Raw genomic sequence first — 23,700 nt, forward strand, 5'->3', positions numbered from 1 at the left:
CCGCGCTCGGCGCCAACCTACGGCACCTTGCGCAACCCATCGTCGGGAATCACAGAGGCCGCCGGGAGGCACGAAGCCCAACGTCGCGGGGGGCCGGGCATCGTTGCGTTGGGCCTCGCCGCGCTCGGCGCCAACCTACGGCACCTTGCGCAACCCATCGTCGGGAATCACAGGATTATCTGGCCGCGTTCCGCATGAGCCTGCAAAATCCGCTCTCTTTCCACGGATTTCCCCTGGGCCCGCACCATGAACGACTGCCTTCTGAAACCGGCCGTGCTCGGCGTCGCGCTGCGGCGTTGGCGCCTGCTGCATCGGGTCAAGCAGGCTCATGCGGCGCAGCTGTTCGGTGTGGCGCAATCGACCATCTCGCGCTGGGAAAGCGGCGTGCAGGAGATGGAGCCCGCCGAGCGGGCGCGGGTGGAGCAGATGCTGGCTGCCCGCCTGGAGGCCGCAGCCGACCAGGCCCTGGCGCGGCTGGTGACCGACAGCCCGCGCGCCGTGCACCTGGTCTGCGACCTGAGCCATCGCCTGCTGGCCTGTTCCACCGCTCGCGCTGCCGAATTCTCCGTGCCCCTGGCCGAGCTGATGGGGCGCTCACTGTGGCGCTACGCGACACCGGAGATCGCGCGCAAGGAGGCGGCCCTGGATGCCCTGGGCTGGCGCGACCTGCTGATGCCCCCGGCGCTGGAGTTCGGCAGCGGCGCCAATGATTCCGCCATCGTGCCCATCCGCCAGGGCCTGTGCCGCTGGACGCGCATGACCCTCTCCGACGGCACCGCCGCGCGCCTGGTGGAAACCCTCTGAGCCCCGGCCGTCCACGCATAATCCATGCGTGGACGCGGCGCCGCCCTCGCACCTAGGCTGTGCGTTTGCAAGGGCGCCCCCCGCGCCCCAACGGCCATATTCGCGGGTGAACCATGAACATCGACAGGATCAAGGGACGGCTCGACTTCCTCCGCGAGGCGGAGCGCCTCAAGGACGTACTGCGCAGCGCCCACACCTCCAGCGGGCGTGCGGAAAGCACCGCCGAACACAGCTGGCGCCTGTGCCTGATGGCCATCACCTTCGCCGATGAGCTGGCCGGGCTCGACCTGCTGCGGGTGCTGAAGATGTGCGTGGTCCACGACCTGGGCGAAGCCATCCACGGCGACATCCCCGCCATCGAGCAGGGCGGCCATCCCGACAAGGGCGCCCAGGAGCGGGAAGACCTGCTGACCCTGACCCGCACCCTCGACGCCGGGCTGCGCGACGAGATCCTCGCGCTGTGGGACGACTACGAAAACGCCGCCTCCCCCGAGGCGCTGGCGGTCAAGGCGCTGGACAAGCTGGAGACCCTGCTGCAGCACAACCAGGGCGCCAACCCGGCGGACTTCGACTACGCCTTCAACCTCGGCTATGGGCGCCGCTACACCAGCGGTGAGCCGCTGTTCGCGGCCATTCGCGAGCAGCTGGACGCAGGCACGCGACAGCGCATGGAAGCCCAGGCAGGCGAGTAGGCCCCCTCTGGCACCCCGCTCGAACCCCATCACATCTGCGCCCGACATGGCACGAAAACCCTGACGCTGGAGCGGCTGCCTGTGGGACCATGGCGGCGTGCCGGTCGACCTTTCTGGACGACGCGCGTGTTGCAGGAGCAACGCCGAGGCACGCCCTCGATCCCGTCTGGTTCGTACAAGGCCGTATGAAAATCAAACTGTCGCTTATCGCGCTGCTGGGCGCGCTGTCACTCACCCAGCCACTCTTTTGTTTTGCGGGTATCGCCAACGGCAAGACGCTCTACCAGCAGCGATGCGCCGTGTGCCACGGGGCGGATATCAAGGGCACTGGGCCCCTGGCCCACAAGAGCGACCCGCCCACCCCCGACCTGACCACGGCCGCGTTCAAGCAGCGGCTCGCGGACTACCCGGGCGTCATCGTCTCGTCGGTGATTCTCCGCCCCAACGGCAACCTGATTCCCCGCACCTTGCAGGAGAACGGCGTGAAGATCCCGCCCCACACCTGGAGCGTTCAGGACTTTCGCGACCTCAACCAATACATGAGCGGCGTGATCCTCAAGGCGCACTGAAGGGCAGGGCGTAAAGGTGAGCTGGCTCCAGTCCACCCTTCAGTGCGCCGCGTGGCGTTGGCGACGGCAACGCTCGGAGCAGTAGCGCACCTCGTCCCAGCAGTGCGCCCAGCGGCGGCGCCAGGCGAAGGGCCGCCCGCACACCGCGCAGGTCTTTTGTGGCAGGTGGGCCTTCTTCACAGCGCCTCGCCGGCATCCAGCCGCGCCAGCAGCCGTTCGCCACGCTCCCAGAGCGCGTCGATCCGGGCGTCGTCCATGTGCTGCAGGTTGCGATAGGGCATGGCCAGGCGCGGGTTGCGGCCCAGGCGCTCGCTGTGGCGCATCAGGAAGTGCCAGTAGAGCGCGTTGAACGGGCAGGCGTCCTCCTCGGTCGCCCGGTCCACGCGGTAGCGGCACGACGCGCAATGGTCGGACATGCGCTGGATGTAGCGCCCACTGGCGCAATAGGGCTTGGAGCCGAGGTAGCCGCCGTCGGCGTGCATCACCATGCCCAGGGTGTTGGGCAGCTCCACCCACTCGAAGGCGTCCAGGTAGACCGCCAGGTACCACTCGCAGATGGCTGCGGGGGCGATGCCGGCGAGCAGGGCGAAGTTGCCGGTCACCATCAGCCGCTGGATGTGGTGCGCATAGCCCAGCTCCAGGGTCTGGCTGATGGCCTGGGCCATGCAGCGCATCTCGGTGCGGCCGGTCCAGTAGAGCTCCGGCAGCGGCCGGCTGTTGCCGAAGACGTTGAGCGTGGCGTAGTCCGGCATGCGCAGCCAGTAGATGCCGCGCACGTACTCGCGCCAGCCGATCAGCTGGCGGATGAAGCCTTCCGCCGCGTTGAGCGGCACTTGGCCCTGGCGGTGGGCGCTCTCCACGTCGGCGCATAGCTGGCGCAGGTCCAGCAGGCCGATGTTCAGGGCGGCGCTGATGCGCGCATGGAAGAGGTAGGGCTCGCCTTCGGCCATGGCGTCCTGGTAGTCACCGAAGGCGGGCAGGGCGAACGCCAGGAAGTGCTGCCAGAGCGCCTGGGCCTCGGCGTGGGTCACCGGGTAGTCGAAGCCCTCCAGGCGCCCGTAATGGTGGGCGAAGCGCTCGCCCACCAGGGCCACCACCTCGCGGGTGATGGCGCCCTGGCCGAAGCGCGCGGGAAAGGGGCCGCGTACGCCCTTGGGCAGTGCCTTGCGATTGTCGGCGTCGAAGTTCCAGCTGCCCCCCAGCGGTTGGCCGTCCGGCTCCAGCAGCAGGCCGCTGCGCTTGCGCATCTCGCGGTAGAACAGCTCCATGCGCAGTTGCTTGCGCTCACCCGCCCAGCGCGCGAACGCCTCGCGGGAGCAGAGGAAGCGGCTGTCGGCGTGCCAGTTCAGCGGCAACCCGGTGGCACGCAGTGCGTCCTCCACGCGCCATTCACCGCACTCGGTCAGGTGCAGCTCCGGCTCGCCCAGGGCGGCGTGCCAGCGGCGCAGCTCGCCCGCCAGGCTGCCACTGTTGTCGGGCGCGTCGAGCCGGGTGTAGATCACCCGCCAGCCACGCTCCTCCAGCGCCGCGGCGAAGTGGCGCATGGCGCTGAAGACCAGCACGATCTTGTGCGGGTGGTGCGGCACGTAGCTCGCCTCTTCGTTGACCTCCGCCATCAATATCGCGTCGCGAGCCGGGTCCAGGGCCGCGAACAGCGAGAGGTCGAAGCTGAGCTGATCGCCCAGCACCAGGCCGAGCCGCCTTGCAGAGTTTTTCACCGGGGCTGCTCCCGGGGCAGTGACCGGAGGGTTTTCAGCGTCATGGTCACCTCCGCCTTCAGTCGGGCGCGCCCGCCGCCGGGGCGCGGCGGAAGAACAGGGTCACCTGGCCGAGCTCGACGCCGAGCTTGCTCATGCTCGAGCGGTTGATCAGGGTGTCCTCGTCCATCAGGTACATCCAGTCGTCGAAGTCCACTTCCCAGGTCGAGCCGTCCACTTCCAGGTTCAGCGCGTAGCGCCAGCGCAGGGCGTTGCCCGCCACCTCGCCGTCGGCCTCGCCTATGACGTCCGCCGCGCGGCCGCGCCAGCGTCCATCACCCACCGGGGTCAGGGTCCATACCCGCTGCTGGCGGGTGCCGTCGCTGTAGAGGAAGCGCTCGTCGAGAATCAGCCGCTCGCCCTCGCGGTGGCTGCTGATGTCGACCTTGAAGCGCTTGACCACCTCGCCCGAGCGGTTCTGGAAGATGCCCCAGGCCTGCACCGGCCGGGAGAAGAACCCCGGCAGGTCCAGCTGCGGGCGCTCCTGCGCGTAGTGGTCGACCTCCACACCGCCGCAACCGCCCAGCAGCAGGCAGCACAGCAAGCAGATTGCGGCACGCATCATCGATCTCCTCAGGGGTTCTCTTCATTGAGCCCCAGCAGCTCGCGGCGCAGCTGGGGGTTGCGGGTGCGCTCATCCAGCCAGATGGCGAAGAACGCGCGGGCGAAGCCGGCATCGGCCACCGCGTGGCGGAACTGGCCGTCGACGTAGAAGCGGCTTCCCCGGCCCGGCAGGTAAAGGCCGGTGATGCGCTGGCCCGGCTGCACATCGACGAAGGCCTGGCGCATCTCACCGTTCCAGGCCGCCAGGCGCGCCTCGTCGAGCGAGGAGCCACCCAGGCGGCGCATCTCGTCCAGGCTGGCCTGCACCAGGGTGTCCCGCGACAGGTCACGGTGGTAGATGAGCTCCAGGGCGAAGGGCCGCTCCCAGTTCACCGGCGCCGCCGGGCTCCACAGGCGCGCCTGGTACACCCGCAGGCCGAACCAGGTGAACTCGCCCTGGCCCACCAGCTCGGCCTTGGGAAGCTCGCCCCGCCAGTCCGCCCAGCACGGCGCGGCTATCAGGAGCAGGCACAGCACCACGGCACGGCGCAGCGCCGAAGTGGGGGATGTCGCCAGGTGCATGGTGATCCCTTCCTGTCTGCGGGTGGCTGATAAAAACTATACAAATATTAGCGTTGTATAGGTATTTGTATAGATTTATCGATCGGCGACGGGCGCAACAACCAGCACGAAGCGGGCCCGTGCGGGGTGGACATCGCTCTTCATGTCCACCAGGCGGTGCTGGACGGGACTCCGCTGGTGGATGAAAAAAGCGCCATCCACCCTACGAATAGCCGCCTGTAGGTCGGGTGAAACTCGACAGATTCGGTGCTGGGGATTCGCGGGTTTCACCCGCCCTACGGCGTGCCGTACAGCCAACACGGAGCGGGCCTATGTGTAGGGTGGACATCGCTCTTCATGTCCACCAGGCGGTGCTGGACGGGACTGCGCTGGTGGATGAAAAGAGCGACGTCCACGAATAGCCGCCTGTAGGTCGGGTGAAACCCGACAGATTCGGTGCAGGGGATTCGCAGGTTTCACCCGCCCTACGAAGTGCCGCAACAGCCAGTACGGAGCGGGTCCGTGCGTAGGGTGGACATCGCTCTTTATGTCCACCAGGCGGTGCCCGCTGCGACTCCGCTGGTGGATGAAAAGAGCGCCATCCCCCTACGAAGAGCGACAACGGTGCGAAGTGATCACCGGGTCACGCTTAGTACAGATGTACTAGTTGACCCTCGCGGGCGCACGTCGCTAGATTCCCGCTCCCTCTTCGCCGCCGGGCCTGTCGCCCCGCAGCGGTCACAGTGGCAAGGACCGGCCCGTCATGCACAAGATCACCTCCTTTCTTCTCATCAGCGCCCTGGCGCTCAGCTGCCTGCCCAGCCACGCAGATGACAATGAGGTTTACAGCTGCGACAGCGGCTACTTCCCCTCCGAGGGCAAGTTCAGCCAACTCTACAAGGTCGTGAACAAACACCAGACGCACTTCTTCAAGGACGACGAACGCTGCCCCGAGTCGGAAGGGTGCATGCGGAAGGCCTACGTCATCGAGGGCGATGAAGTGCTGGTCAACAAGATCGAAGGCGGTTGGGCCTGTTCCTGGTACCAGGGCAAGAAGCGCGAAACCGTGGGCTGGATCGAGTTGGAGTACCTCGCGCCAGCCGCTGACCCCTTGCCGGAAACCAGCGATTGGCTGGGCACCTGGAAGGCCCGGGCCAGCACCATCACCATCGAGCAGCAAGAGCAGGGGCCGGGCCTGCACGTGACCGGTGATTCGACCTGGGGCAGCGGCGCCAGCACCCACATCGGGCAGATCGACGGCACCTTCAAGCCCAAAGGCCGCTACGCCATGACCCGGGACGGCGACGGCAAGTACGACTGCGCTGTCGAATACACCCGCATCGGCCGCTTCCTGATCGTGGACGACAACAACAATTGCGGCGGCATGAACGTGAGCTTCGACGGGGTTTACGTCAGGGAGTGACGGGCTGGGCGGCGCGGTAGAGCGAGATCAACGCGACTCCCAGAGCCCCAGATGGCCGTGCCGTCTGGGGCTCTTTCATTTGAGCGTGGGAAACCACGTCCTTAGGGCGTGGCCATGAGTCATCGGCTCTGCCTGTGACGACTTGAGATGCTCTACCCGGTGCTCATCGGCCGCCACAAGCTCCAGCATCTGAGCGCGGTGGACGTCTCCCGGACCTTCACCACCGAGCCCCGCTGCCAGGGTGAGAAGCCTGGGGGTTGAGGGGAGGTGATGGCAAACAATCCACTGGGCTGTTCGGCAGATCGCTTGCCCACCGCTGCGCTTACGAGCGTGCGAGGTTCAGCCTGGCCCATTCCTCAGCAGTCGTCACAGAAATACCCTGCTGCTCGTTGAACGTGCCTGCTTTCGGCCACGCCACGCCCCGACCTTGCGCGAATACGGCGCGGTACTTCTTGATGTGGTGGGTGGGGTCCTTCTCCAATTCATGGATCAGATGCTCGACGGTCCACACATTACGTTTGAAGGGGCGTCCCAGCACTCGCTCGAGCATGTCCGCGACCTGCCCGTAGGTAACGGTGTCGCCGGAGAGGTAGATGATCTGGTTGCGGAAGCGTGGCTGGAAGAAAACGATTTCTGCAGTCAGGGCACCGATATCATCCGGTGTCGTGAGCGTGACGCTGTTTTCAAGGCTGCCCAGTGCGTTCAGGGTGTCGCTTTCGAAGTCGACCACCTCGAACACCGGCTCGAAAAGGAAGCTGGTGAACATGCCCGTCGAAATGATCACCCACTCGGTTTTGTCCTGGGCGCGAAGCAGCTCGCGCACATCGAGTTGCGCATCGAACAGATCCTGGGGGCTGCCCCGGCCGATCACCTCGAAGTCCACGCCAAACTGCCAGGGGAAATAGCGCTTCACGCCTGACTTCAGGGCTGCCGTCGCCAGTTTCATGGGCGTTTCACGGCCTGCGATCATGCCTGCGCACCCTATGACGGTGTCGAACCGTGCAAACACCTCGGCGAGTTGATCGATCGAGTCGCTCACCAGGTCAGCGGCGACCATCTGGATGCCCAGGCTTCGCAGTTCGTCGATCTCCACCTTCTTCTCGGGCACCTGGGTGTTGATGGTCGAATCCCTGAGCAGGACGCTGATCTGGGAGCCGGGCGCGCGGTGTGCCACCCGCGCAAGATTGCGCAAAACCGGCAGGCCGAGTTCACCGGCGCCCAGGACGAGAATTGATTGGCGGGAAAGCTGTGTCACTTCGGTCATCTCCGAATTCGTTGTCGATAAGATGAGCAAATGCTTGCATGCTTCGGCAGCACCCGTAAGAAGGCACACCTGTGATACCAGGGGGGAGAAATGACCGATCAGGAAATACTTGGACAGGCGGAAATCATCTGCCAGACGCTCCGAGAGGACGACGACGGCGTCAGGCGGGAGGTGCTCGCTCACGCAGGCAGTCGCTGGTCATTGGGCATCCTGCACGCCCTGGGCGTGTACGGCACGATGCGCCACGCGGAGATAAAACGGCAGATGGCTGGCGTGACCCAGCGGATGCTGACGAAGACGCTGCGTTCCATGGAGCGGGATGGCCTGCTGACCCGACGCGAGTTCGACGAGATTCCGCCCCGCGTCGAATACGAGCTGACGCCACTGGGCATGGGGCTGCTGGTCCGCATGTCCCCCATCTGGACCTGGGTGGTCGAGAACGTCGAGGCGTTCCGCACGGCACGTCGCGCCTTCGACAGCCAGGAGGGCAGGAAGCCTTCCTGGCAGATTCCGGTACCGGAACTACCCGACCAGGATCCCTCCGAGTAATCGCGTCCTGATAGGTCGTTCATGGCTGCAATCCGTGTCTGGCCGAGGTCCGTTCTCGACCAGGGCGGGCGCCCTGACGTGCCTCCGATTCCGTGTGCTACTGCGGCTTCGCCGGAAAGCGCTCGCGCAACTGCCGTGAAAGATCGCCCAGGGCACTGAACTCCGCGAAGTACGGCGCGTGGTCCATGCGCCTGGGCCACAGCTGGGCGGCGGTCTTGTGCCAGTAGAGGATGGCGTCGTGCCCCGCGACGGAGTCCGGCATCTGCCGGCGGGTGTATTCCCAGGGCTCGCCGCCCGCCCAGCGCCACTCGCGCGAGACGTCGTCCGGCTCGCCGCTGGTGGCGACCTTGACCAGCTCGCCGGCCTGGTAGGTGTAGAAGTAGCGCAGGTACATCTCGTCATCGGTGCCCGTGAGCCAGACCGTGCAGACCTCGCCGTTCGGCTTGCTGGTGACGTAGACCTCGGCTTCGTGGCGATACGGCCAGCCCGTGGAGACGGGCAGCGTGGCGAGGTAGCGGCTGTTCTCGTAGCCCTGGCCGTCGGGGAGCGGGCAGTGGTCACGGAGCGAGTCGAGGCGTGTCGCCGGGTTCCAGCGCCAGCCTCCGTCGGGGGCGGGGATCGCCGAGAACATATCGAGCAACTCGTCGCTGACCATCTGCTGGTCATCGCCGAAATGGCCGCGCACGCGCTCCAGCACCGTGTTCCGGTTCGCCCAGCTGATTTCATCGCCGACCTTCAGCCCGCAATCGGCCACCTCGGGCGCCGCCCTGGCGCCGCGCGAATAGGTGAGCAACAGGCCGTTGGAGAGGATCTCGCCGCGTTCGGTGTCGTCGGCGAAGCAGCTCAGGCGGATGTCCATGCGCTGCTCCTCGCACCCCTTGGCGCAGGTCATGTATTCCAGCGACAGGTCGTCGATGCGGAAGGTGCCGCCCTGGTCCTCGATGACCGGGGCGAAGTCCAGCTCCAGGGTGCGCGGGCCGGCCGCCATGACCTGCGAGGCCGGCAGCTTCAGCCACACCGTGCGGTTCAGTGTGCGTGTGCAGCGCTTGAAGGAGGGCAAGGTGCCGAAGCGCGAGGGCGAGACGCAGTTGGCTCGCGAGGTGGTCGTCTCCGTGGTGTTCGGCGAACCGTCCACCAGGGGGCGATAGGTGGCGTTGACCTTCACCCGCCAGGTGCCGACCGGGGGCGCGTCGGGGGCCAGCACCTGCAGGCTGACGCGGTGGTTTTCGGCAGCCAGGCGCTGGGCCGCGCAGGGCAGGGGGGCGCCCAGGCAGGCCACCAGCAGCAGGGCGAGGCCGGGCCGGTTGGCATTCTTCAGCCAGTGGGTGCCGAACGGGTGTTTTCTCAACGGGGTCTTCCTTGGGGCCGATCGCATCGCTCGCGAGTGCCTGCATTCTGATGGGCGCGGATGCGAACCGCGCGTGCATGGCCGACATTTTCGTCGTCATTGCCCGGGCCATCCGCATCGGCTCGTCCTAGTACAGCTGTGCTAGTTGAGCCTCGCTCGCGCCCGTCGCTAGATTCCGGCCCTTCTTCGTAGCAGGGCCCGTCGCCCCGCAGCGCCAACAGTGGCAAGGACCGGCCCGTCATGCACAAGATCACCTCCTTTCTTCTCACCAGCGCCCTGGCGCTCGCCTGCCTGCCCAGCCACGCACAGGACAACGAGGTCTACAGCTGCGACGCCGGCTACTTCCCCTCCGAGGGCAAGTTCAGCCAGCTCTACACCGTCGTGGGCAAGCACCAGACGCACTTCTTCAAGGACGACGAGCGCTGCCCCGAATCGGAAGGGTGCATGCGCAAGGCCTACGTCATCGAGGGCGATGAGGTGCTGGTCAACAAGATCGAAGGCGGTTGGGCCTGTTCCTGGTACCAGGGCAAGAAGCGCGAAACCGTGGGCTGGATCGAGTTGGAGTACCTCGCGCCAGCCGCTGACCCCTTGCCGGAAACCAGCGATTGGCTGGGCACCTGGAAGGCCCGGGCCAGCACCATCACCATCGAGCAGCAAGAGCAGGGGCCGGGCCTGCACGTGACCGGTGATTCGACCTGGGGCAGCGGCGCCAGCACCCACATCGGGCAGATCGACGGCACCTTCAAGCCCAAAGGCCGCTACGCCATGACCCGGGACGGCGACGGCAAGTACGACTGCGCTGTCGAATACACCCGCATCGGCCGCTTCCTGATCGTGGATGACAACAACAACTGCGGCGGGCTGAACGTGAGCTTCGACGGGGTTTACGTCCGGGCGCAGTGAGCCCGTTGGCACGGCCCGCAGGATGAACACCGTGCGCACCTCTGCAGGCTGCTGCCGGTAGAGCGGACGATGGCCATCTCCGTCTTCGGCGCGCTGTCCGCCGGATGATGATCTTCCTCACCCACTACTGCTTGTGCCGCCACCACGAGCGCAGGGGGGCACATGCGCCTCCCCTCTGCGAACCCTTCGGCAGGAACTCATTCCCGGGATTGACCTGGCGCGCGCCCCGTCGATGATGGCGCCCTGGGTACGCCCAACCGCAGGCAGGGAAGCCGCCTCGTCGGGCGTCGGGGATGATCCACACAAGGAGGTTGGCACATGCACGGCATGGCATTGATCGGGATGTTGCTGGTGGGCACGCTGCCCGCGCTGCTCCCTGGATGGCGAGCGTTTCTGGCGGCCCTGGCTGGGGTGGCGGTGCTCTACTGGGTGCAGGTCGCCTGGTTCTTCTGGGCCGTGGAGCGGGAGGCGTCCGAAGGGCCCGCCTTTATGGCAGGCATCGCCATCCTGGGCGTCGAGCAGGTGCTCGTCGTTGCCTCGGTCATCGGGCGGTTCATCGTTCACGCCCTGGCCCGCAGCTTGAGCCGGCGCGTGCGTGCCGGCCTGCTCTGGGGGCTTGCCGTGCTGGCAGCCAGCATCTGCGCCTTCTCGCTAAGCGGTTACGCCTCGACCCTGCTCATGGGGGCGGCGGTGCCGTTCGCCTGGTTGTGGCTGGCCTTGCTGCTGGCGCCTCGTCCGGCCCGGCCCTTATCCCCTGAAGGTGCCAGGCAGACCTCTGGTCTGCTTGGCGGCTGACGTCGTTCCTACCTGGCGCGCACCCTAGGAAGTGAGCTCGGGCAGGGCGACGTCATTGGGTTGCGAGTCAGGCGCCTTGCGTGCCGTACCCAGAATCATCTCCGCCGCCTTCTCCGCGATCATCATTGCCGGGGCGTTGGTGTTGCCGGTGATCAGGGTGGGCATGATCGAGGCGTCCACTACGCGCAGGCCGTTGATGCCGTGGACGCGCAGCTGGTCGTCGACCACGGCGAGCGGGTCGTGGCCCATCTTGCAGGTGCCGACGGGGTGGAACACGGTGCCGAGGTTGTGGCGTATCCATTGCTCGATCTGCGCCTGGCTGTCGATGGCCTTGCCGGGCACCAGCTCGCCGCGCAGGTGCTGGCGGAAGGCGGCGGTGCCGGCCAGGCGGCGTACCAGGCGCACGCCTTCCACCAGTTTGCGCAGGTCTTCGGGGTGGCTGAGGAAGTTGGCGGCCAGGTGTGGTTTGTCGCGCGGGTCCGGCGAGTTCAGGCGCACTTCGCCGCGGCTTTGCGGGTGCATCACCGCCACGTGCAGGCTGATGCCGTGGCCGAAGGGCACTGGCCGTTGCGGCTGGTTCTTCAGTGCCGGGGCGACGATCAGGCCCAGTTCCGGTGTCGGCGCGCCCGGGTCGAGCCGCAGGAAGCCGCCGGCTTCCACGGTGTTGGAGGTGAGCGGGCCGCGCCGGCCGGCCAGGTACTGCCAGGGCGAGCGCAGCAGCGGCCAGAGCCCGCGTGGGGAGAGGCCGTAGCCCAGGGCGGCGTCGCTGCGGTACATGAGCACCACGTCCTGGTGGTCCTGCAGGTTCTGGCCGACGCCGGGCAACTCGTGGCGCAGGGCGATGCCGTGGCGCGCCAGCTCCACCGCCGAGCCGATGCCGGAGAGCATCAAGAGCTGCGGCGAGTTGATGCTGCCGGCGCTGAGAATCACCTCGCGCTCGGCGAACAGCTGCAGCAACTCCTCGCCCTGGCTCACTTCCACGCCCACCGCGCGGTCGCCCTGCAGCAGCACGCGGTGGGTGAGGGCGCCGCTGAACACCTGCAGGTTGGGACGCGCGAGCACCGGGTGGAGGAAGGCCCGCGCGGCGCTGCAGCGTTCGCCGTTGATCTGGGTGACGTGGAAGGGGCCGATGCCTTCCTGATCACTGCCGTTGAAGTCGGCGTTGTAGCGCCAGCCGAGTTCTTCGCCGGCCTGGTAGAACACCGCATTCACCGCACTGGGGCTGCGCAGCTCGGCGACGTTGAGTTCACCGCCCTGGCCGTGCCAGGACGAGGCGCCGGGCTCGAAGTGTTCCGAGCGGCGGAAGTAGGGCAGCACCTCGTCGTAGCTCCAGCCGCGGTTGCCCTGGGCGGCCCATTGGTCGTAGTCGTGGCGGTGGCCCCGGATGTAGATCATCCCGTTGATGGCGCTGGAGCCGCCCCACACGCGGCCGCGCGGGCAGGGCACCTCCACTTCGCCGCTGCCGGTGGCGTGGCTGAAGCGGTGCATCCAGTTCCATTTCGGGTTGGCGATGAGGCGGATGATGCCCGCCGGCGTGCGGATGTAGCTGCCGGGGAACAGGCTGCGGTCGCTGGGGCCGGCCTCGATCAGGCAGACCGAGAGGCCCGGATCGGCGGAGAGCCGGTTGGCCAGCACGCAGCCGGCCGAGCCGGCACCGACGATGATGTAGTCGAAGCGACGGGGTGAGGTCATGGCGGATTCCTTGCGGTTCACAGGCCCAGCAGCGAGCCGAGGTCCAGGGTCAGCTGCAGGGCGACGACGAAGCCGTCGCCACTGATCTCGGTGGCGCCGGGGTTGTAGTAGTTGTCCGGGTTGAAGAGGTACTGGACGCTGGGTTCCAGGGCGAGGTGGCGGGTGAGGGCGAAGTGGCCGTTGCCTTCCAGCGCGTAGACGTCCCGCGAGCCCTGGCTCGGGTCGCCGCCGGCGGCGATGCGGCTCTGGCGCTGGAACTCCAGCTGGTGCGGGTTGAGGCGCAGGTAGCTGGCCTTGAGGTTGAGTTTGTCGCCGGGGCGCTCGAAGGGGGCCAGCCAGCTGATGCCGGCCTCGGCGAAGTGGCGGAAGGGCTGCTTGTCGTCGGCGGCGGCCGACAGCGAGCCGAACAGCTGCGCCGCCTGGGGCGCATCACCCTGGCCGCCGTCGGCGCGCCATACCGTTTGCTGGAACTTGAAGAAGGCGCCGCTGCTGCCGTGCTCGCTGGCGCCGGTGAGCGGGTCGGTCTGTTTTGAGGTGTTGTGGTAGCCGTTGAGCTCGTAGTGGGAGCTGTAGGGGTTGCGCTCGGTGCCTTCGCGGCGGCCGATGCCATAGAGCAGGCTGGTGCCGCTGGCGTCGGTGGTGCTGAAGTCCAGCCCGTGGCGCTTTTTCAGATAGTCCACGGGGTTGGATTCGAAGGCCCCGGCGTGCAGGTACAGGTCCGGCGTCAGGCGGTATTTCAGGTAGCCGCCCCAGGCGCCGTAGGGCGGCGGCAGCACGCCGGTGGAGGCGTCGATCACCGGGTCGTTGCAGGTGACCTGGCTCTCGCAGTTGTAGATGAAGAAGTAGCGGCGTGCGTTGGTGCGGCCCAGGTGGGTTTCGAGATTGCCGTCGAGCCATTGCTGCTCCCAGGTCAGCAGGCTCAGCTGGCTGGCGCCGATGTCGTTGTGGATCGGCGCGCCGCCGAAGTAGCTGCCGACGGCGCCTTGCCAGGCGCCCGAGGTGGGCTGGCCGGTGTTGCGGTCGAGGATGAACTGGGTCTGCTCGATGTGCAGGGCGGCGCCGTCCAGGCCGGCCATTTTTCCCAGGTCCAGGTCGGCGCCGAGGAACAGGTCGCCGCTGTTGCCGAAGCTGTGCGGGCGCGGGCCGGTGTCGAGGTTCTTCACGGCCAGGCTGAGGAATACCGCGTGGGTCTTGATGCCGTGTTCGGCGAGCTGGCTGCCCAGCTCCGCCAGCGGGCCGGGGGCGTCGTCGGCGAGGCCGGGCAGGGGCAACAGGGGCAGGCTGAGGAACAGGGCGTTGCGGGCCAGGGTGCGGTTCATGGTTGGGCGGTCCTTTCTTGTTGTTGTTAAGGCGCGGTTGTTTTGGGCAGCAGGGCCCCGCCCCGGGGCGCGGGCTCCGGGGTGGGCGTTGTCGGGTTGGGTCAGGGCTTCAGGTGCAGAGGTAGCCGCCATCCACGGCGAGCACGGCGCCGGTGATGAAGCTGGCCGCCGGGCTACAGAGGAAGGCCACCGCAGCGGCCACCTCGGCCGGTTCGCCCCAGCGCTCCAGCGGCGTGCGCTGCATGATCCGCCGGGTGGCTTGCGCGTCCGCCTTGAGGCCGGCGCCCAGGGGCGTGTCGATCCAGCCGGGGGCGATGGCGTTGACGCGGATGCCGAGGGCCGCGTACTCGATGGCCAGCGACTTGCTCAGCTGCACGATGGCACCCTTGCTGGCGCTGTAGGCCGGGCGGTCGGCCGAGCCGAAGGTGCTGAACATCGAGGCGATGTTGACGATGCTGCCGCCCTGGCGGGCCAGCAGTTCGCGGGCACACTGGCTGGCGCGCATCGCAGCGACGAGGTTGATCTGCAGCACGCGCTCGAAGCTCGCCGGCTGGTATTCCTCGCGGTCGCGGCTGATGCCGGCGCAGTTGACCAGCACATCCAGCCGGGGCAGGGCCTGGATGGCCGCCTCCAGCGCGGCGGCATCGCTCACGTCCAGCTCCTGCGGGCGCACCAGCGGGTGGCGCGGGGTGAGCGCGCCATCGGCGTTAAGCCCGAGGGCCAGCACCGAGGCACCCAGCTCGGCGAACTGCAGGGCGATGGCGGCGCCGATGCCGGAAGTACCTCCGGTGACCAGCACCTGGCGATCGCGGAACAGCCCGGGGTTGAAGGTCGATGCGTGCATGTTCAGGCCTCCGCCAGTTCGGGGTTGGGATTGACCAGCACCTTGATCTGCGCCTTGTCCGCCAGCAGGGCTTCGAAGCCATCGCTGACGGCGCGCTCCAGCGGCACGCAGCGGGTCACCGCGCGGCCCAGGTCGAGGCGGCCGCTGTCCAGCAGGGCGATCAGCTCCGGGTAGACGTCGCGGTAACCGACGCTGCTGGTGATGCGCAGCTCGTTATTGACCAGGTGGAAGGCGTCGAAGCGCGCCTCGCCCATCAGGCCCACCAGCACCGCTTCGCCACCCTTGCGCAGGCCGTGCAGGGCCGCGTCCAGTGTCGCCTGGGTTCCGGCGGCCTCGAAGGCGCAATCCACGCCACCGCTGGCCTGCAACTGCTGCACCACGTCCACCTGGCGGGCGTCGAGCACGCGCTCGGCGCCGAACTCCAGGGCCCGCGCCAGGCGCTCGGGGGCCACGTCCACCGCGACTATGTGCTCCACGCCGCGCAGCCGGGCGAGGGCGATCAGCAGCAGGCCGATGGGCCCGAGGCCGAACACCGCGCAGAGGTCGCCGGGCTGCAGGCTGCTCTGGCGCAGGGCGTGCAGGGCCACGGCGGCCGGCTCCAGCACGGCGGCCTGGCGCAGGCTCACGCCGGCCGGCAGGCGGTGCAGCATGTAGGCCGGCACCCGGGCGCGCTCGGCGAAGCCGCCATCGCCCATCAGGCCGATAAAGCCCATGGAGCTGCACAGGTTGTACTGGCCCGCGCGACAGTAGCGGCAATCACCGCAGCGGTAGATGGGCTCCACCGCCACCCGGTCGCCGACCATGAAGCCCTGCACCCCGGCGCCCAGCGCGGTGACCACGCCGCTGAACTCGTGGCCCAGGGTCAGCGGCGCGCGGCAGCCGGACAGCGGGTGCGGATGCTGCTGGGGGATGGAGTGCGGGCCGTCCTGGTACTCGTGCAGGTCGCTGCCGCAGATGCCGCAATAGGCCACCTTGAGTTCCACCTCGCCGGGGCCGGGCGGGGGGATGTCGAGGGCGTCCAGGCGCAGGTCCCGGGCGCCGTGCCAGCGCAATGCGTTCATCAGGGTTGTCCTTGCAGGTTGGCGGTGTCGGCGAGGGGGCGGCCGGCCTTGCGGGCCAGTACCGTGGGCGCGGTTTCCTTGAGGAACAGCGAGAGCAGGGCGGCCAGCAGGGCGCCGCCGCAGCTCATCCACATGACGATGGAGAGGCCGTAGCGGTCGGCCGCGAAGCCGGCGATGGTCGGCGCGATGAAGCCGCCCACCAGCTCGCCGATGCCCATGATCAGCCCCAGGGCGGTGGCGATGACGCCGCGCGGCACCGTCTCCGCCGGGATGGTGGCCATGAACAGGGTGAAGCAGCCCAGGCCGGTGTAGGTCAGCAGCATCAGCGCGCCGAGGCTGAAGGGCGTGGGCGCATAGAGCAGGGCCAGCGGGCAGCAGGCGGCCACCAGGGAGAACAGCACTAGGGTCGGGCGCCGGCCGATGCGGTCGGAGATTGCCGCCACGGCGAAGCCCCAGAACACCCAGGCCACGCCCAGGCAGCTCATGATCCCGCCCATGCTCGCCGGGCTGTAGCCGCGCTGGCTGACCAGGAAGGTGGGGGTGAAGGAGATCAGCACGATGAACCAGGTGAGGAACACGCAACTGATCAGGGTGCACAGCAGGATGTTGCGGCTCTTCAGCAGGGCCAGGCGGCCGCCGAGCCCGACGCCGTGGCCGGCCGCGCTGGCGTCGGGTTTGCGTGCCCTGTCGTCGGGGCGCACGTAGCGCCAGATCAGCCAGGCGATCAGCAGCCCCGGTACCAGGGAGATGACGAAGGCATGCCGCCAGCCGAAGGCCTCGGCCAGGCCGATCAGCACCGGCGGGCCGATCACCGCGCCCAGCAGGCCGGCGGCCGAGCCTTGCAGCAGGCCCATGTTGAGGCCCCGGCGGTGGGGCGAGGAGGCCTCCACCATCAGCGATTGCGACAGCGGCAGGATCGGCCCCTCGGCCAGCCCCATCACGCCCCGGAACAGCAGCAGGCTGAGGAAGCCGCCCACCAGCCCGGACAGCGCCGAGCACAGCGAGAAGAGGATCACCGCCGCGATCAGCAGCGGCTTGCGCACGCCGTTGCGGTCGGACCAGAGGCCCACCAGGGCCCCGGATACTGCCCAGGCCAGGGCCAGCACCGAAGACAGCATGCCCAGGTGGCGGTTGCCGAGTTGCAGCTCCTCGGCCATGAAGGGAAACAGGAAGGACAGTGCCAGGCGGTCGAAGAATACGAAGCCGAAGGTGAGGAAGAGCACGCCGAGCAGTACGTTTTCATACCGGGCGTTGGAAGTCGTGGGCGCCATGTCGTTCTCCTCCGGGGTGCCGTGCGGGCGCCCCGGGCAAGGGGTCAGCGGAACAGGGAGTCGATGTAGGCGGCGCCGAGGCCGATCTTCTCGTAGTGCTCGCGGCACATGGCGATGTAGGAGTGCACATCGAAATAGCCGTCCGGCTCACCGTGCTCGTCGAGCCAGATCAGCGGGCCCTTGACGATGAAGAAGGCGCGCATGGGCTCCTCGTGCTCATAGGCCACCAGGGTGTGGCCCTCGCCGGGCGTCTCGTAGACGAAGTCGCCGGCGGTGGCGGTCCAGTCGTGCTCCAGGTAACCCCACTTGCCGGAGAGGGTGTAGGCGAACACTTCGTGGGGGTGGTAGTGGCGGTTCACCAGGCCGGCGCTGCGAGCCATGAGGATGTCGCACCAGCGGTTCTCGCTCGGCGAGATCCACAGCGGGCGCGAGGACACCGTCTCGGTGAAGGGCACGTACAGGCTCAGGTCGTCGCTCGCCGCGTTGGGCAGGTACATCTCGGGCTTGGCGTCGGGCTTGAAGCAGTTGGGGATGGCTTGCAGGTCTTTCCAGAATTCGTTGCGGGCAGGCTCGGCCATGTTCCAGTCTCGTTGTTGTTATGGACTGGGGCCGACTCTAGAGGGCACGGCGGCAGCGGGTTTGATCGCCTCGGCCCTGTTGTTTGCGCTTTTCGGACAGGGCCCGGGCAGCGGGCGGGGGGCGATTGACGGCGGGCAGCGTTCAGATGTTAATGACCGGGCGTCGCCCACACCCACAGAGGATGCGCGACGCCCGGTCCCCGGGAGCTGCCGATGTTTGGCCCGGGGGTTCGATCCGCGGCGACCCACGAGAACAATAAGAATGACCACACCCGCCTTGCTCGAGACCCGGCGAGCCAGTACCTGCGACATCCCGGTCGAACAGCGGCTGAGGTTCTGGGAGCAGTACAACGCCTCCATCCTCGTCGGCCTCAAATGCTCCTCCTACGCCGACGGCGGCCTGGCCGCCTCGCAGTCCAACCTCGAACTGGGCGCCATGAGCCTGGCCCTGGTACGCGGCAACCAGCACGTGGTGGAGCGGGACTGCTCGATGATCCGCTCGGTGCCCAAGGAATCGGTGTTCGTCTCCCTGGTGCAGGAAAGCCGCTCGTTCTTCTACCAGGGCGAAGGCTGCACCCTGCTGGAGCCGGGGGAGATGATCATCTACCGCACCGACAAGCCCTACCTGTTCGGCTTCTCCGGCGCCATGCGCCAATTCATCTTCGACATCCCCCAGGACCTGTTCGGCGAACGCTGCCTCGGCCGCCTCGACGGCCCGCTCAAGGTGGGCGCGGAAACCCGCCTGCAACGCCTGCTCACCCGCACCCTCTGCGAGCGCACCCAGGGCTTCTTCCAGCGCCCCGCCAACCGCGAGGCCGAGCACTTCGAGGACGACGCCCTGGAGCTGCTCTCCAGCATCATCGCCGGCAGCACCGGCGAACACCGCGTCAGCGCCCAGGGCGCCTCCTATCTACTGGCCGCCAAACGCCTGATCGCCGAACAACTGGGCGACCCGGCCCTCAGCTGCGAACGCGTCGCCCAGGGCATCGGCATCTCCGTGCGCCACCTCACCCGCCTGTTCGCCCAGGAAGGCGGCTCGCCCAGCCGCTACATCGCCGAGCGCCGCCTCGAACTCGCCCACCGCCTGCTCAGCAGCCCGCAGGCCAATGGCCTGGATATCAGTGAGGTGGCCTACCGGCACGGCTATTCGAGCCAGGCGCATTTCGCGCGGAGCTTCAAGGCGAGGTATGGGAGGACGCCGAGTGAGGTGAGGGGGGAGGTGGGGGAGAGGTAGGTGCGGGTCTCGTTTATTTGTGGTTGCTTTTGGCTATTAACTGCCGCTGGCAAGTCTGGTTAGCTCTTGGTGATGCGGAAAATCCTGCAAAGCCGTGTCGATTAATGAGTTTTGACTTATTCCAGACCCACCGCCGCCTTGCCGTAGCGAGCGAAGAGCAGCGAACCAGTTAGCGCGACCAGTAGCCCCCAAACGCAATCGGGAGATATCGCCACATGCGCGTAACCAAACATCTTGATCCTGAGGCCCTGCCGGATACAGATCCGACAGAATTTCTTCGAGTTGGCGCCAAACCTTGCCACCCTCTGCTGGAGCAGATGTGGCATCGAGGCGTTTCACTCCCCCTAGCTCGAGCGCAACCGGAAAGTTGTCTTCCAGATCGCTCGCTTTGAAGATAGGGTGCTGCCGGTCTGGCATGACCTGACGCACTCTTTCGCTGACGTGATTGAACACCTCGAAGACTCGTACCAACCCATCGCCATGAGTACGTGCCTCACCCCGTAAAGCCCCCAGCAAGTGCTCGGTAAAGAGGCTGTTGCGCGCCCCGCCCAACACATGCGAGTACTCCGAAGCCCGGGACGACGCGATCATTACCCTCCCGGTACCTTGAGCCAATTGGCTGAGCGATTTCTCATTGAAGCCAAGGTCCAGGGCAGCGCTGGCGCTCTTGAGGCTCGCGGCGGCACCGGCATGGCATGCGTCAAGCAGGACAACGAGACGCTCAGCCTTAATACGTGCGAGCGCAGCTGAGAACTCCTGCTCCGACAGTGTGGTTTGAGCGATACAGCGTGTGTCGCAATCAAAGGGCACCAGAGCGCTTTCATCCCCCAGCCGAGTTCCGTGGCCAGAGAAGAAAATCAGAACGGTATCGCTCGATTGGGCGCGAGCTACAAGCGCTTCGAGCTCTTGACGAATAGCTTCCAGTGTCGCTTGGTTGTCCAGTAGCAGCTTGACGTTCTGCGGCGCGTAACCGCAGTGCGCTGCAGAGGTTAGCGTGGCGACAATATCTTGGGCGTCATTGAGAACAGAAGGAGGCAGCGGATTGACCTGCGCATAATCTGCAACAGCAATAACCAACGCATGCCCACCCGGAAAAGACGTCTTCTCGGCCACCTCAACTACCTCTACCGTATTCATCCTTACTCCATTGCTCCACTTGTAGGCATGTCAAAAGCGAGCGTCGCTCACTAGCTCTTTGAGGAGCTCGTTAGACGGATAATCATGCCGCATCTCTTTCAGCAGGGCACTGACGTGGAGCCCTTTTCCTTTTCTGATTTGGGCAAGCGCGTAGCGCCACCGATTTCGACCACTTCCGCTATGTCGCAGGTCAGCATTGCGACCGCCCGCACGACTCCATAGCTCTTCGTGGTCAGGCCCTTCTGGATATAGGTCTACGGCTACCGCTTCCAGGCAGTCCCAGTCATCCTGCGCTGAGTGCGACGAGAACTTCACCTTCCAGCGATCGATCGTTCCCAGCAGCTCTAGGCAAACTCGTAGCGCTGGTCTTACATCGCTCCGGCCTGAGCGCATAAGCTTAACCAGCTTACTTGCAGCCGTCCCCCAATTACGCCTCAAGATCATGTGACCTAGCGCCTCGGCCTCTGACATCGACAGAAGACTACTCCCCCAGGTCCCAGCATCGAGCCACCGAATAAGTCGCAACTCGCTGAACTGGGTCAAGGTCGCCATGATTTGGATGCAGATCCCAGGAGGTGTCAGCCCCTCGAGAGTTCGGTACAACTCAGAGCCAGCAATAATGAAGGTCTGGAGTCGTGCATCAGGCGTCGAGATGCTCCCCTCTGCAGCACGCTTGAGCCAACCCAAGCTAGTCGCGCGCAGAAAATTATCAAGAGCAGGCTCGTGAAACCGTCCCCAGACCTCCGCTACGTGCGGATACTCGCTGAGATCAGCCAGAGGTGTTGTAGAGAGCACGGTAATCAACTTGCGGTTAGTTGCACGCCCCTCTAACAGATTCTGCAGGAGGCAGAAGAATGCTTGCTGTGGTTCCCTCAGGCCCACCCATGCTGCTGCATTGAGGTCTAGCACCTTGAGCCAAAGCTCTTGTACCCGAGCTGTAGCAACGTTGACGTCGCTCAAAAGCTCGGGGTTCTTAGCGATTCGCTCCGCACCAATAAGCAGTAGCCGCGGTTCCTCTACAGCCAGAACAACTTCAAGCAACTGTGTGGGGGCCACAGAACGTAAAGCGGCCCGAAGGCCGTCGAGATACTCCATCACCACATCGATCGAGAGCTGGCAATCGACTGCAGCCCTAGCTGCAAGGCATGCACCTGCAGCAGCGCCGTGAAGTGCAAACCAATGTTTCTGCTTGGCGATCCGCATCACGACATCGCCAACAACCTCAGTCATTTTCACAGGTGCAGCATCGACGAGCCGACCCTCCAAAGCACTCTCTATTGGCAGGTACTTGGAAAGGATCTGCAGGATGTCGCCACGCTCTACTGCCCAGCGCCAGAATGCAGTAGGGAACTCACTATCAGCCCTACTTGAGGCCTCGCAGATACCTGCGATAATCGATTTGCGCCACGACTCGAGCGCATCCGACATGGAAAGCGCATCATTGATGGCAGAAAGCATCTGCGCATCTTCTTGGGGCTCGAATTTATGTTTTGCTGCCCAGGACTGTAGGGCAGCCCATATCCTGTTTGAGGAAGCAAAGCCATCTGCAACTAGATTTCGCAGCTGCAAGACCTCCGCCACGGACGCGTTGCTTAGCTGCAGCAAAAATTTCTCGATCAGTACTTCTTTCGCCGTTACCCCAACCGAGCGATCGGGGGACAATCGCTCCACCAATCGAATGGTCACTAAGCACTGCGCAAAAATCGGGTTCACCGAGGTGCCTGCGTCAAAGGCGCGCTCGAGCATAGGCAGGTCCGAAAACTGCTTTAGCTGAGCTCCGATTTCCTGCGCATAGCGCAGGATGGGTGCAGCCTCAGCACTACCACTGAGCATGGCCGCAGCACGCGTTATGGCACTTGAGCTGTCAGCCCCCACAATGCGATATCCTCCCCACCGTGCCGCTAGCACCAGCGGTGAACACACAATTGTAGGCTCAGGCGACTCAACAACATCATGCGGACCAAAGCTGAGCCGAAAAGCAAAGCGGGCGCGGATGGCTGGCCAGCAATTGGCCCATAGAGCCGTTATCAGCTCCTCGCACCCGTCAAGACCGATCCTCACAATAGGTCCTTTTCCACGAGCAACCAGCGCTTGCGCCATAGCAATCAATTCTGGCGTAGAGCTTGGCACCGTCTGCGAGGGTGTCAGGTCAATCGAGGTAAGCGCATTCGGAGGCATGGGGGAGTCAATAAGAAGCGCAAATAGCGGCCTCAGATTAGTCCAGTAGATCACTTCCTGGAGCGGAGCCAAGACAGCATGCGAGATGACCATGCCAGACCTGCTTGCAGCAGGATCTGCAAAGGTGCGCGCCAGAACATACCACTCACCAAGCACAAAGCCGCTCACGTAGGGAGACCATACGACCCCCGGCGGTGCGGTATCAGGCAGGTCCAGACGTGCCGCAAGTTCCGGCGGAATGCACGTGGTGTCACTGGCCAACCGAAGAGCGTGCCCGCCAAGCGCCTCACCAAAAACGGCCTGCTCAACTCTCACAGCATTACCCCGCCACTTTTAAAGCGCTAGCCGCCAAGAGGGATTGGATGGGTTGGGTGAGATCTGGAGTGTGCTGTCCATTCGGCAGCACCACATAGCCAAAGTGCTCGGGGCCTTGAGCGATGTAGTCCATGTCACTGTTGTTGGGCGTGAGCGCTCGCCCCAAAGCGGACAGGCCCAGCACCAAAGGCTCAGCCCAAACGCTGTGAATGAAGTTGGAGAACATAGGCAGCCTGCGTTCTAAGACTTGCGCAGGTGGCTGCTCGAGCTCGCCAGCGCCGAGCTCATCCCAACAGCTCAGAAGCACACCTAGGCGAGGGCTTATCAGCGGCTTCGTGGTGCTTTCATTTCGGATGTAAAGAAGCATCTGGAGCAGCTCGATGAGGCGCGCCTGATCGGACACCTGAACCTCGCCATTATCGACGTTTGCACCGGTGATATCGCTCATGGGCCGGGAAAAGATGTCCTCACTCACTCGAGTTTGCTGAAGGCGAATCAGCAATAGCCAAGCCGGCGTGGCTACAACACGATCGTGCCAAGCAGCGGGAATTCGTCTGGTCGAGGACATAGCCTTAATCTGCTCGCCGCCATAATCAGGCCATACCAACTCGGCCTTCAGGCCGTTCTCATCGCTGATTGGCCACAAGCTATCAACGTAGGTGGTGGTAGGCGTGTGGTCTGCGGGAAGGCCCTCGTTCAGACGCCCCAGAGCGGATTCGAAAGGCTCAAGGTTCGTCGCAGCCCCATCCATACGCAGCTTGCCCGCACCATTCATTAGGCGGTTTAGAAGCTGGGCACCATAGTGGGTTTTGCCGACACCTGACTCACCGATGAGCAGGATCGAGTTATCGCTAGCGCTCATG

At 65.6% G+C, this 23,700-nt stretch carries 23 protein-coding genes; 8 read left to right on the forward strand and 15 right to left on the reverse strand.

Annotation, left to right across the window (positions count from 1 at the left end; genetic code table 11):
* Positions 1-246 precede the first annotated feature (246 nt).
* From OEJ36_RS28750 to OEJ36_RS28760, 3 genes are all read left to right on the forward strand, one after another.
* The gene (locus tag OEJ36_RS28750) at positions 247-804 is read left to right on the forward strand and encodes a helix-turn-helix transcriptional regulator (RefSeq protein ID WP_263404400.1); all 558 of its coding nucleotides are present in this window, start codon (positions 247-249) and stop codon (positions 802-804) included.
* Positions 805-917: 113 nt separating this feature from the next.
* Positions 918-1,496 carry an HD domain-containing protein gene (locus OEJ36_RS28755; RefSeq protein WP_263404401.1) on the forward strand — a complete coding sequence of 193 codons (579 nt, stop codon included), beginning with the start codon at positions 918-920 and terminating at the stop codon, positions 1,494-1,496.
* A 185-nt stretch (positions 1,497-1,681) separates the two neighbouring features.
* Positions 1,682-2,065, forward strand: coding sequence for a c-type cytochrome (locus OEJ36_RS28760; protein ID WP_263404402.1), 384 nt, complete (start codon positions 1,682-1,684; stop codon positions 2,063-2,065).
* 39 nt (positions 2,066-2,104) lie between these two features.
* Here OEJ36_RS28760 and OEJ36_RS28765 read toward each other — a convergent pair whose 3' ends face one another.
* From OEJ36_RS28765 to OEJ36_RS28780, 4 genes are read right to left on the reverse strand one after another with little or no spacing between them, the layout of a single operon-like run.
* Positions 2,105-2,245, reverse strand: coding sequence for a DUF2256 domain-containing protein (locus OEJ36_RS28765; protein WP_081711661.1), 141 nt, complete (start codon positions 2,243-2,245; stop codon positions 2,105-2,107).
* Positions 2,242-3,783, reverse strand: a complete 1,542-nt coding sequence (locus tag OEJ36_RS28770; RefSeq protein WP_263404403.1) for a cryptochrome/photolyase family protein — start codon at positions 3,781-3,783, stop codon at positions 2,242-2,244. The genes OEJ36_RS28765 and OEJ36_RS28770 overlap by 4 nt, the downstream gene beginning before the upstream one ends.
* 58 nt (positions 3,784-3,841) lie before the next feature.
* On the reverse strand, positions 3,842-4,384 hold the full coding sequence (locus OEJ36_RS28775; protein ID WP_263404404.1) for a DUF3833 domain-containing protein: 543 nt from the start codon (positions 4,382-4,384) through the stop codon (positions 3,842-3,844).
* An 11-nt stretch (positions 4,385-4,395) separates the two neighbouring features.
* Complete coding sequence (locus OEJ36_RS28780; RefSeq protein ID WP_263404405.1) at positions 4,396-4,947, reverse strand: chalcone isomerase family protein; 552 nt, start codon at positions 4,945-4,947, stop codon at positions 4,396-4,398.
* Positions 4,948-5,689: 742 nt separating this feature from the next.
* On the opposite strand from OEJ36_RS28780, the gene OEJ36_RS28785 reads away from it, so the two are divergent.
* Positions 5,690-6,349: a hypothetical protein gene (locus tag OEJ36_RS28785; RefSeq protein WP_263404406.1), complete on the forward strand. Its 660-nt coding sequence runs from the start codon at positions 5,690-5,692 to the stop codon at positions 6,347-6,349.
* Positions 6,350-6,671: 322 nt separating this feature from the next.
* Here the strand turns inward: OEJ36_RS28785 and OEJ36_RS28795 are convergent, their stop codons facing one another.
* Positions 6,672-7,613, reverse strand: coding sequence for an aromatic alcohol reductase (locus OEJ36_RS28795; protein WP_263404407.1), 942 nt, complete (start codon positions 7,611-7,613; stop codon positions 6,672-6,674).
* A 90-nt stretch (positions 7,614-7,703) separates the two neighbouring features.
* Here OEJ36_RS28795 and OEJ36_RS28800 point away from each other — a divergent pair, with 90 nt between their 5' ends.
* A complete protein-coding gene (locus OEJ36_RS28800; RefSeq protein WP_263404408.1) occupies positions 7,704-8,162 on the forward strand; it encodes a winged helix-turn-helix transcriptional regulator in 459 nt (152 codons plus the stop codon).
* Between the two features lie 97 nt (positions 8,163-8,259).
* Here the strand turns inward: OEJ36_RS28800 and OEJ36_RS28805 are convergent, their stop codons facing one another.
* A complete protein-coding gene (locus OEJ36_RS28805; protein ID WP_263404409.1) occupies positions 8,260-9,510 on the reverse strand; it encodes a hypothetical protein in 1,251 nt (416 codons plus the stop codon).
* A gap of 240 nt (positions 9,511-9,750) precedes the next feature.
* Between OEJ36_RS28805 and OEJ36_RS28810 the strand changes: the two genes are divergently transcribed.
* Both OEJ36_RS28810 and OEJ36_RS28815 read left to right on the forward strand, forming a co-directional pair.
* A complete protein-coding gene (locus OEJ36_RS28810; protein ID WP_263404410.1) occupies positions 9,751-10,413 on the forward strand; it encodes a hypothetical protein in 663 nt (220 codons plus the stop codon).
* Between the two features lie 318 nt (positions 10,414-10,731).
* Positions 10,732-11,208, forward strand: a complete 477-nt coding sequence (locus OEJ36_RS28815) for a hypothetical protein (protein WP_263404411.1) — start codon at positions 10,732-10,734, stop codon at positions 11,206-11,208.
* Between the two features lie 24 nt (positions 11,209-11,232).
* On the opposite strand, the gene OEJ36_RS28820 is transcribed toward OEJ36_RS28815, so the two are convergent.
* The 6 genes from OEJ36_RS28820 to OEJ36_RS28845 form a co-directional block, all read right to left on the reverse strand.
* Positions 11,233-12,900: a GMC family oxidoreductase gene (locus OEJ36_RS28820; protein ID WP_263404412.1), complete on the reverse strand. Its 1,668-nt coding sequence runs from the start codon at positions 12,898-12,900 to the stop codon at positions 11,233-11,235.
* Positions 12,901-12,917: 17 nt separating this feature from the next.
* A complete protein-coding gene (locus OEJ36_RS28825) occupies positions 12,918-14,219 on the reverse strand; it encodes a carbohydrate porin (protein ID WP_263404413.1) in 1,302 nt (433 codons plus the stop codon).
* Positions 14,220-14,328: 109 nt separating this feature from the next.
* Positions 14,329-15,063: an SDR family NAD(P)-dependent oxidoreductase gene (locus OEJ36_RS28830; protein ID WP_263404414.1), complete on the reverse strand. Its 735-nt coding sequence runs from the start codon at positions 15,061-15,063 to the stop codon at positions 14,329-14,331.
* Positions 15,064-15,065: 2 nt separating this feature from the next.
* Positions 15,066-16,124 carry a 2,3-butanediol dehydrogenase gene (locus OEJ36_RS28835; RefSeq protein ID WP_263404415.1) on the reverse strand — a complete coding sequence of 353 codons (1,059 nt, stop codon included), beginning with the start codon at positions 16,122-16,124 and terminating at the stop codon, positions 15,066-15,068.
* Entirely contained in the window at positions 16,124-17,395 is a 1,272-nt protein-coding gene (locus OEJ36_RS28840) for an MFS transporter (protein ID WP_263404416.1), read from the reverse strand. The genes OEJ36_RS28835 and OEJ36_RS28840 overlap by 1 nt, the downstream gene beginning before the upstream one ends.
* A 44-nt stretch (positions 17,396-17,439) precedes the next feature.
* On the reverse strand, positions 17,440-17,973 hold the full coding sequence (locus OEJ36_RS28845) for a 2,4'-dihydroxyacetophenone dioxygenase family protein (RefSeq protein ID WP_263404417.1): 534 nt from the start codon (positions 17,971-17,973) through the stop codon (positions 17,440-17,442).
* A 262-nt stretch (positions 17,974-18,235) separates the two neighbouring features.
* Between OEJ36_RS28845 and OEJ36_RS28850 the strand changes: the two genes are divergently transcribed.
* Positions 18,236-19,207, forward strand: a complete 972-nt coding sequence (locus OEJ36_RS28850) for a helix-turn-helix domain-containing protein (RefSeq protein ID WP_236205184.1) — start codon at positions 18,236-18,238, stop codon at positions 19,205-19,207.
* A 36-nt stretch (positions 19,208-19,243) separates the two neighbouring features.
* Here the strand turns inward: OEJ36_RS28850 and OEJ36_RS28855 are convergent, their stop codons facing one another.
* Genes OEJ36_RS28855 through OEJ36_RS28865 form a run of 3 tightly spaced genes read right to left on the reverse strand, consistent with a single transcriptional unit; the run spans position 19,244 to position 23,699 of the window.
* Positions 19,244-20,344 carry a caspase family protein gene (locus OEJ36_RS28855; RefSeq protein WP_263404418.1) on the reverse strand — a complete coding sequence of 367 codons (1,101 nt, stop codon included), beginning with the start codon at positions 20,342-20,344 and terminating at the stop codon, positions 19,244-19,246.
* A gap of 30 nt (positions 20,345-20,374) precedes the next feature.
* Positions 20,375-22,837, reverse strand: coding sequence for an effector-associated domain EAD1-containing protein (locus tag OEJ36_RS28860; protein WP_263404419.1), 2,463 nt, complete (start codon positions 22,835-22,837; stop codon positions 20,375-20,377).
* Positions 22,838-22,841: 4 nt separating this feature from the next.
* Positions 22,842-23,699: a hypothetical protein gene (locus OEJ36_RS28865; RefSeq protein WP_263404420.1), complete on the reverse strand. Its 858-nt coding sequence runs from the start codon at positions 23,697-23,699 to the stop codon at positions 22,842-22,844.
* Position 23,700: the final 1 nt, after the last annotated feature.

The organism is Pseudomonas sp. PDM13 (genome assembly GCF_025685765.1).
GTDB classification, from domain to species: domain Bacteria; phylum Pseudomonadota; class Gammaproteobacteria; order Pseudomonadales; family Pseudomonadaceae; genus Metapseudomonas; species Metapseudomonas solani.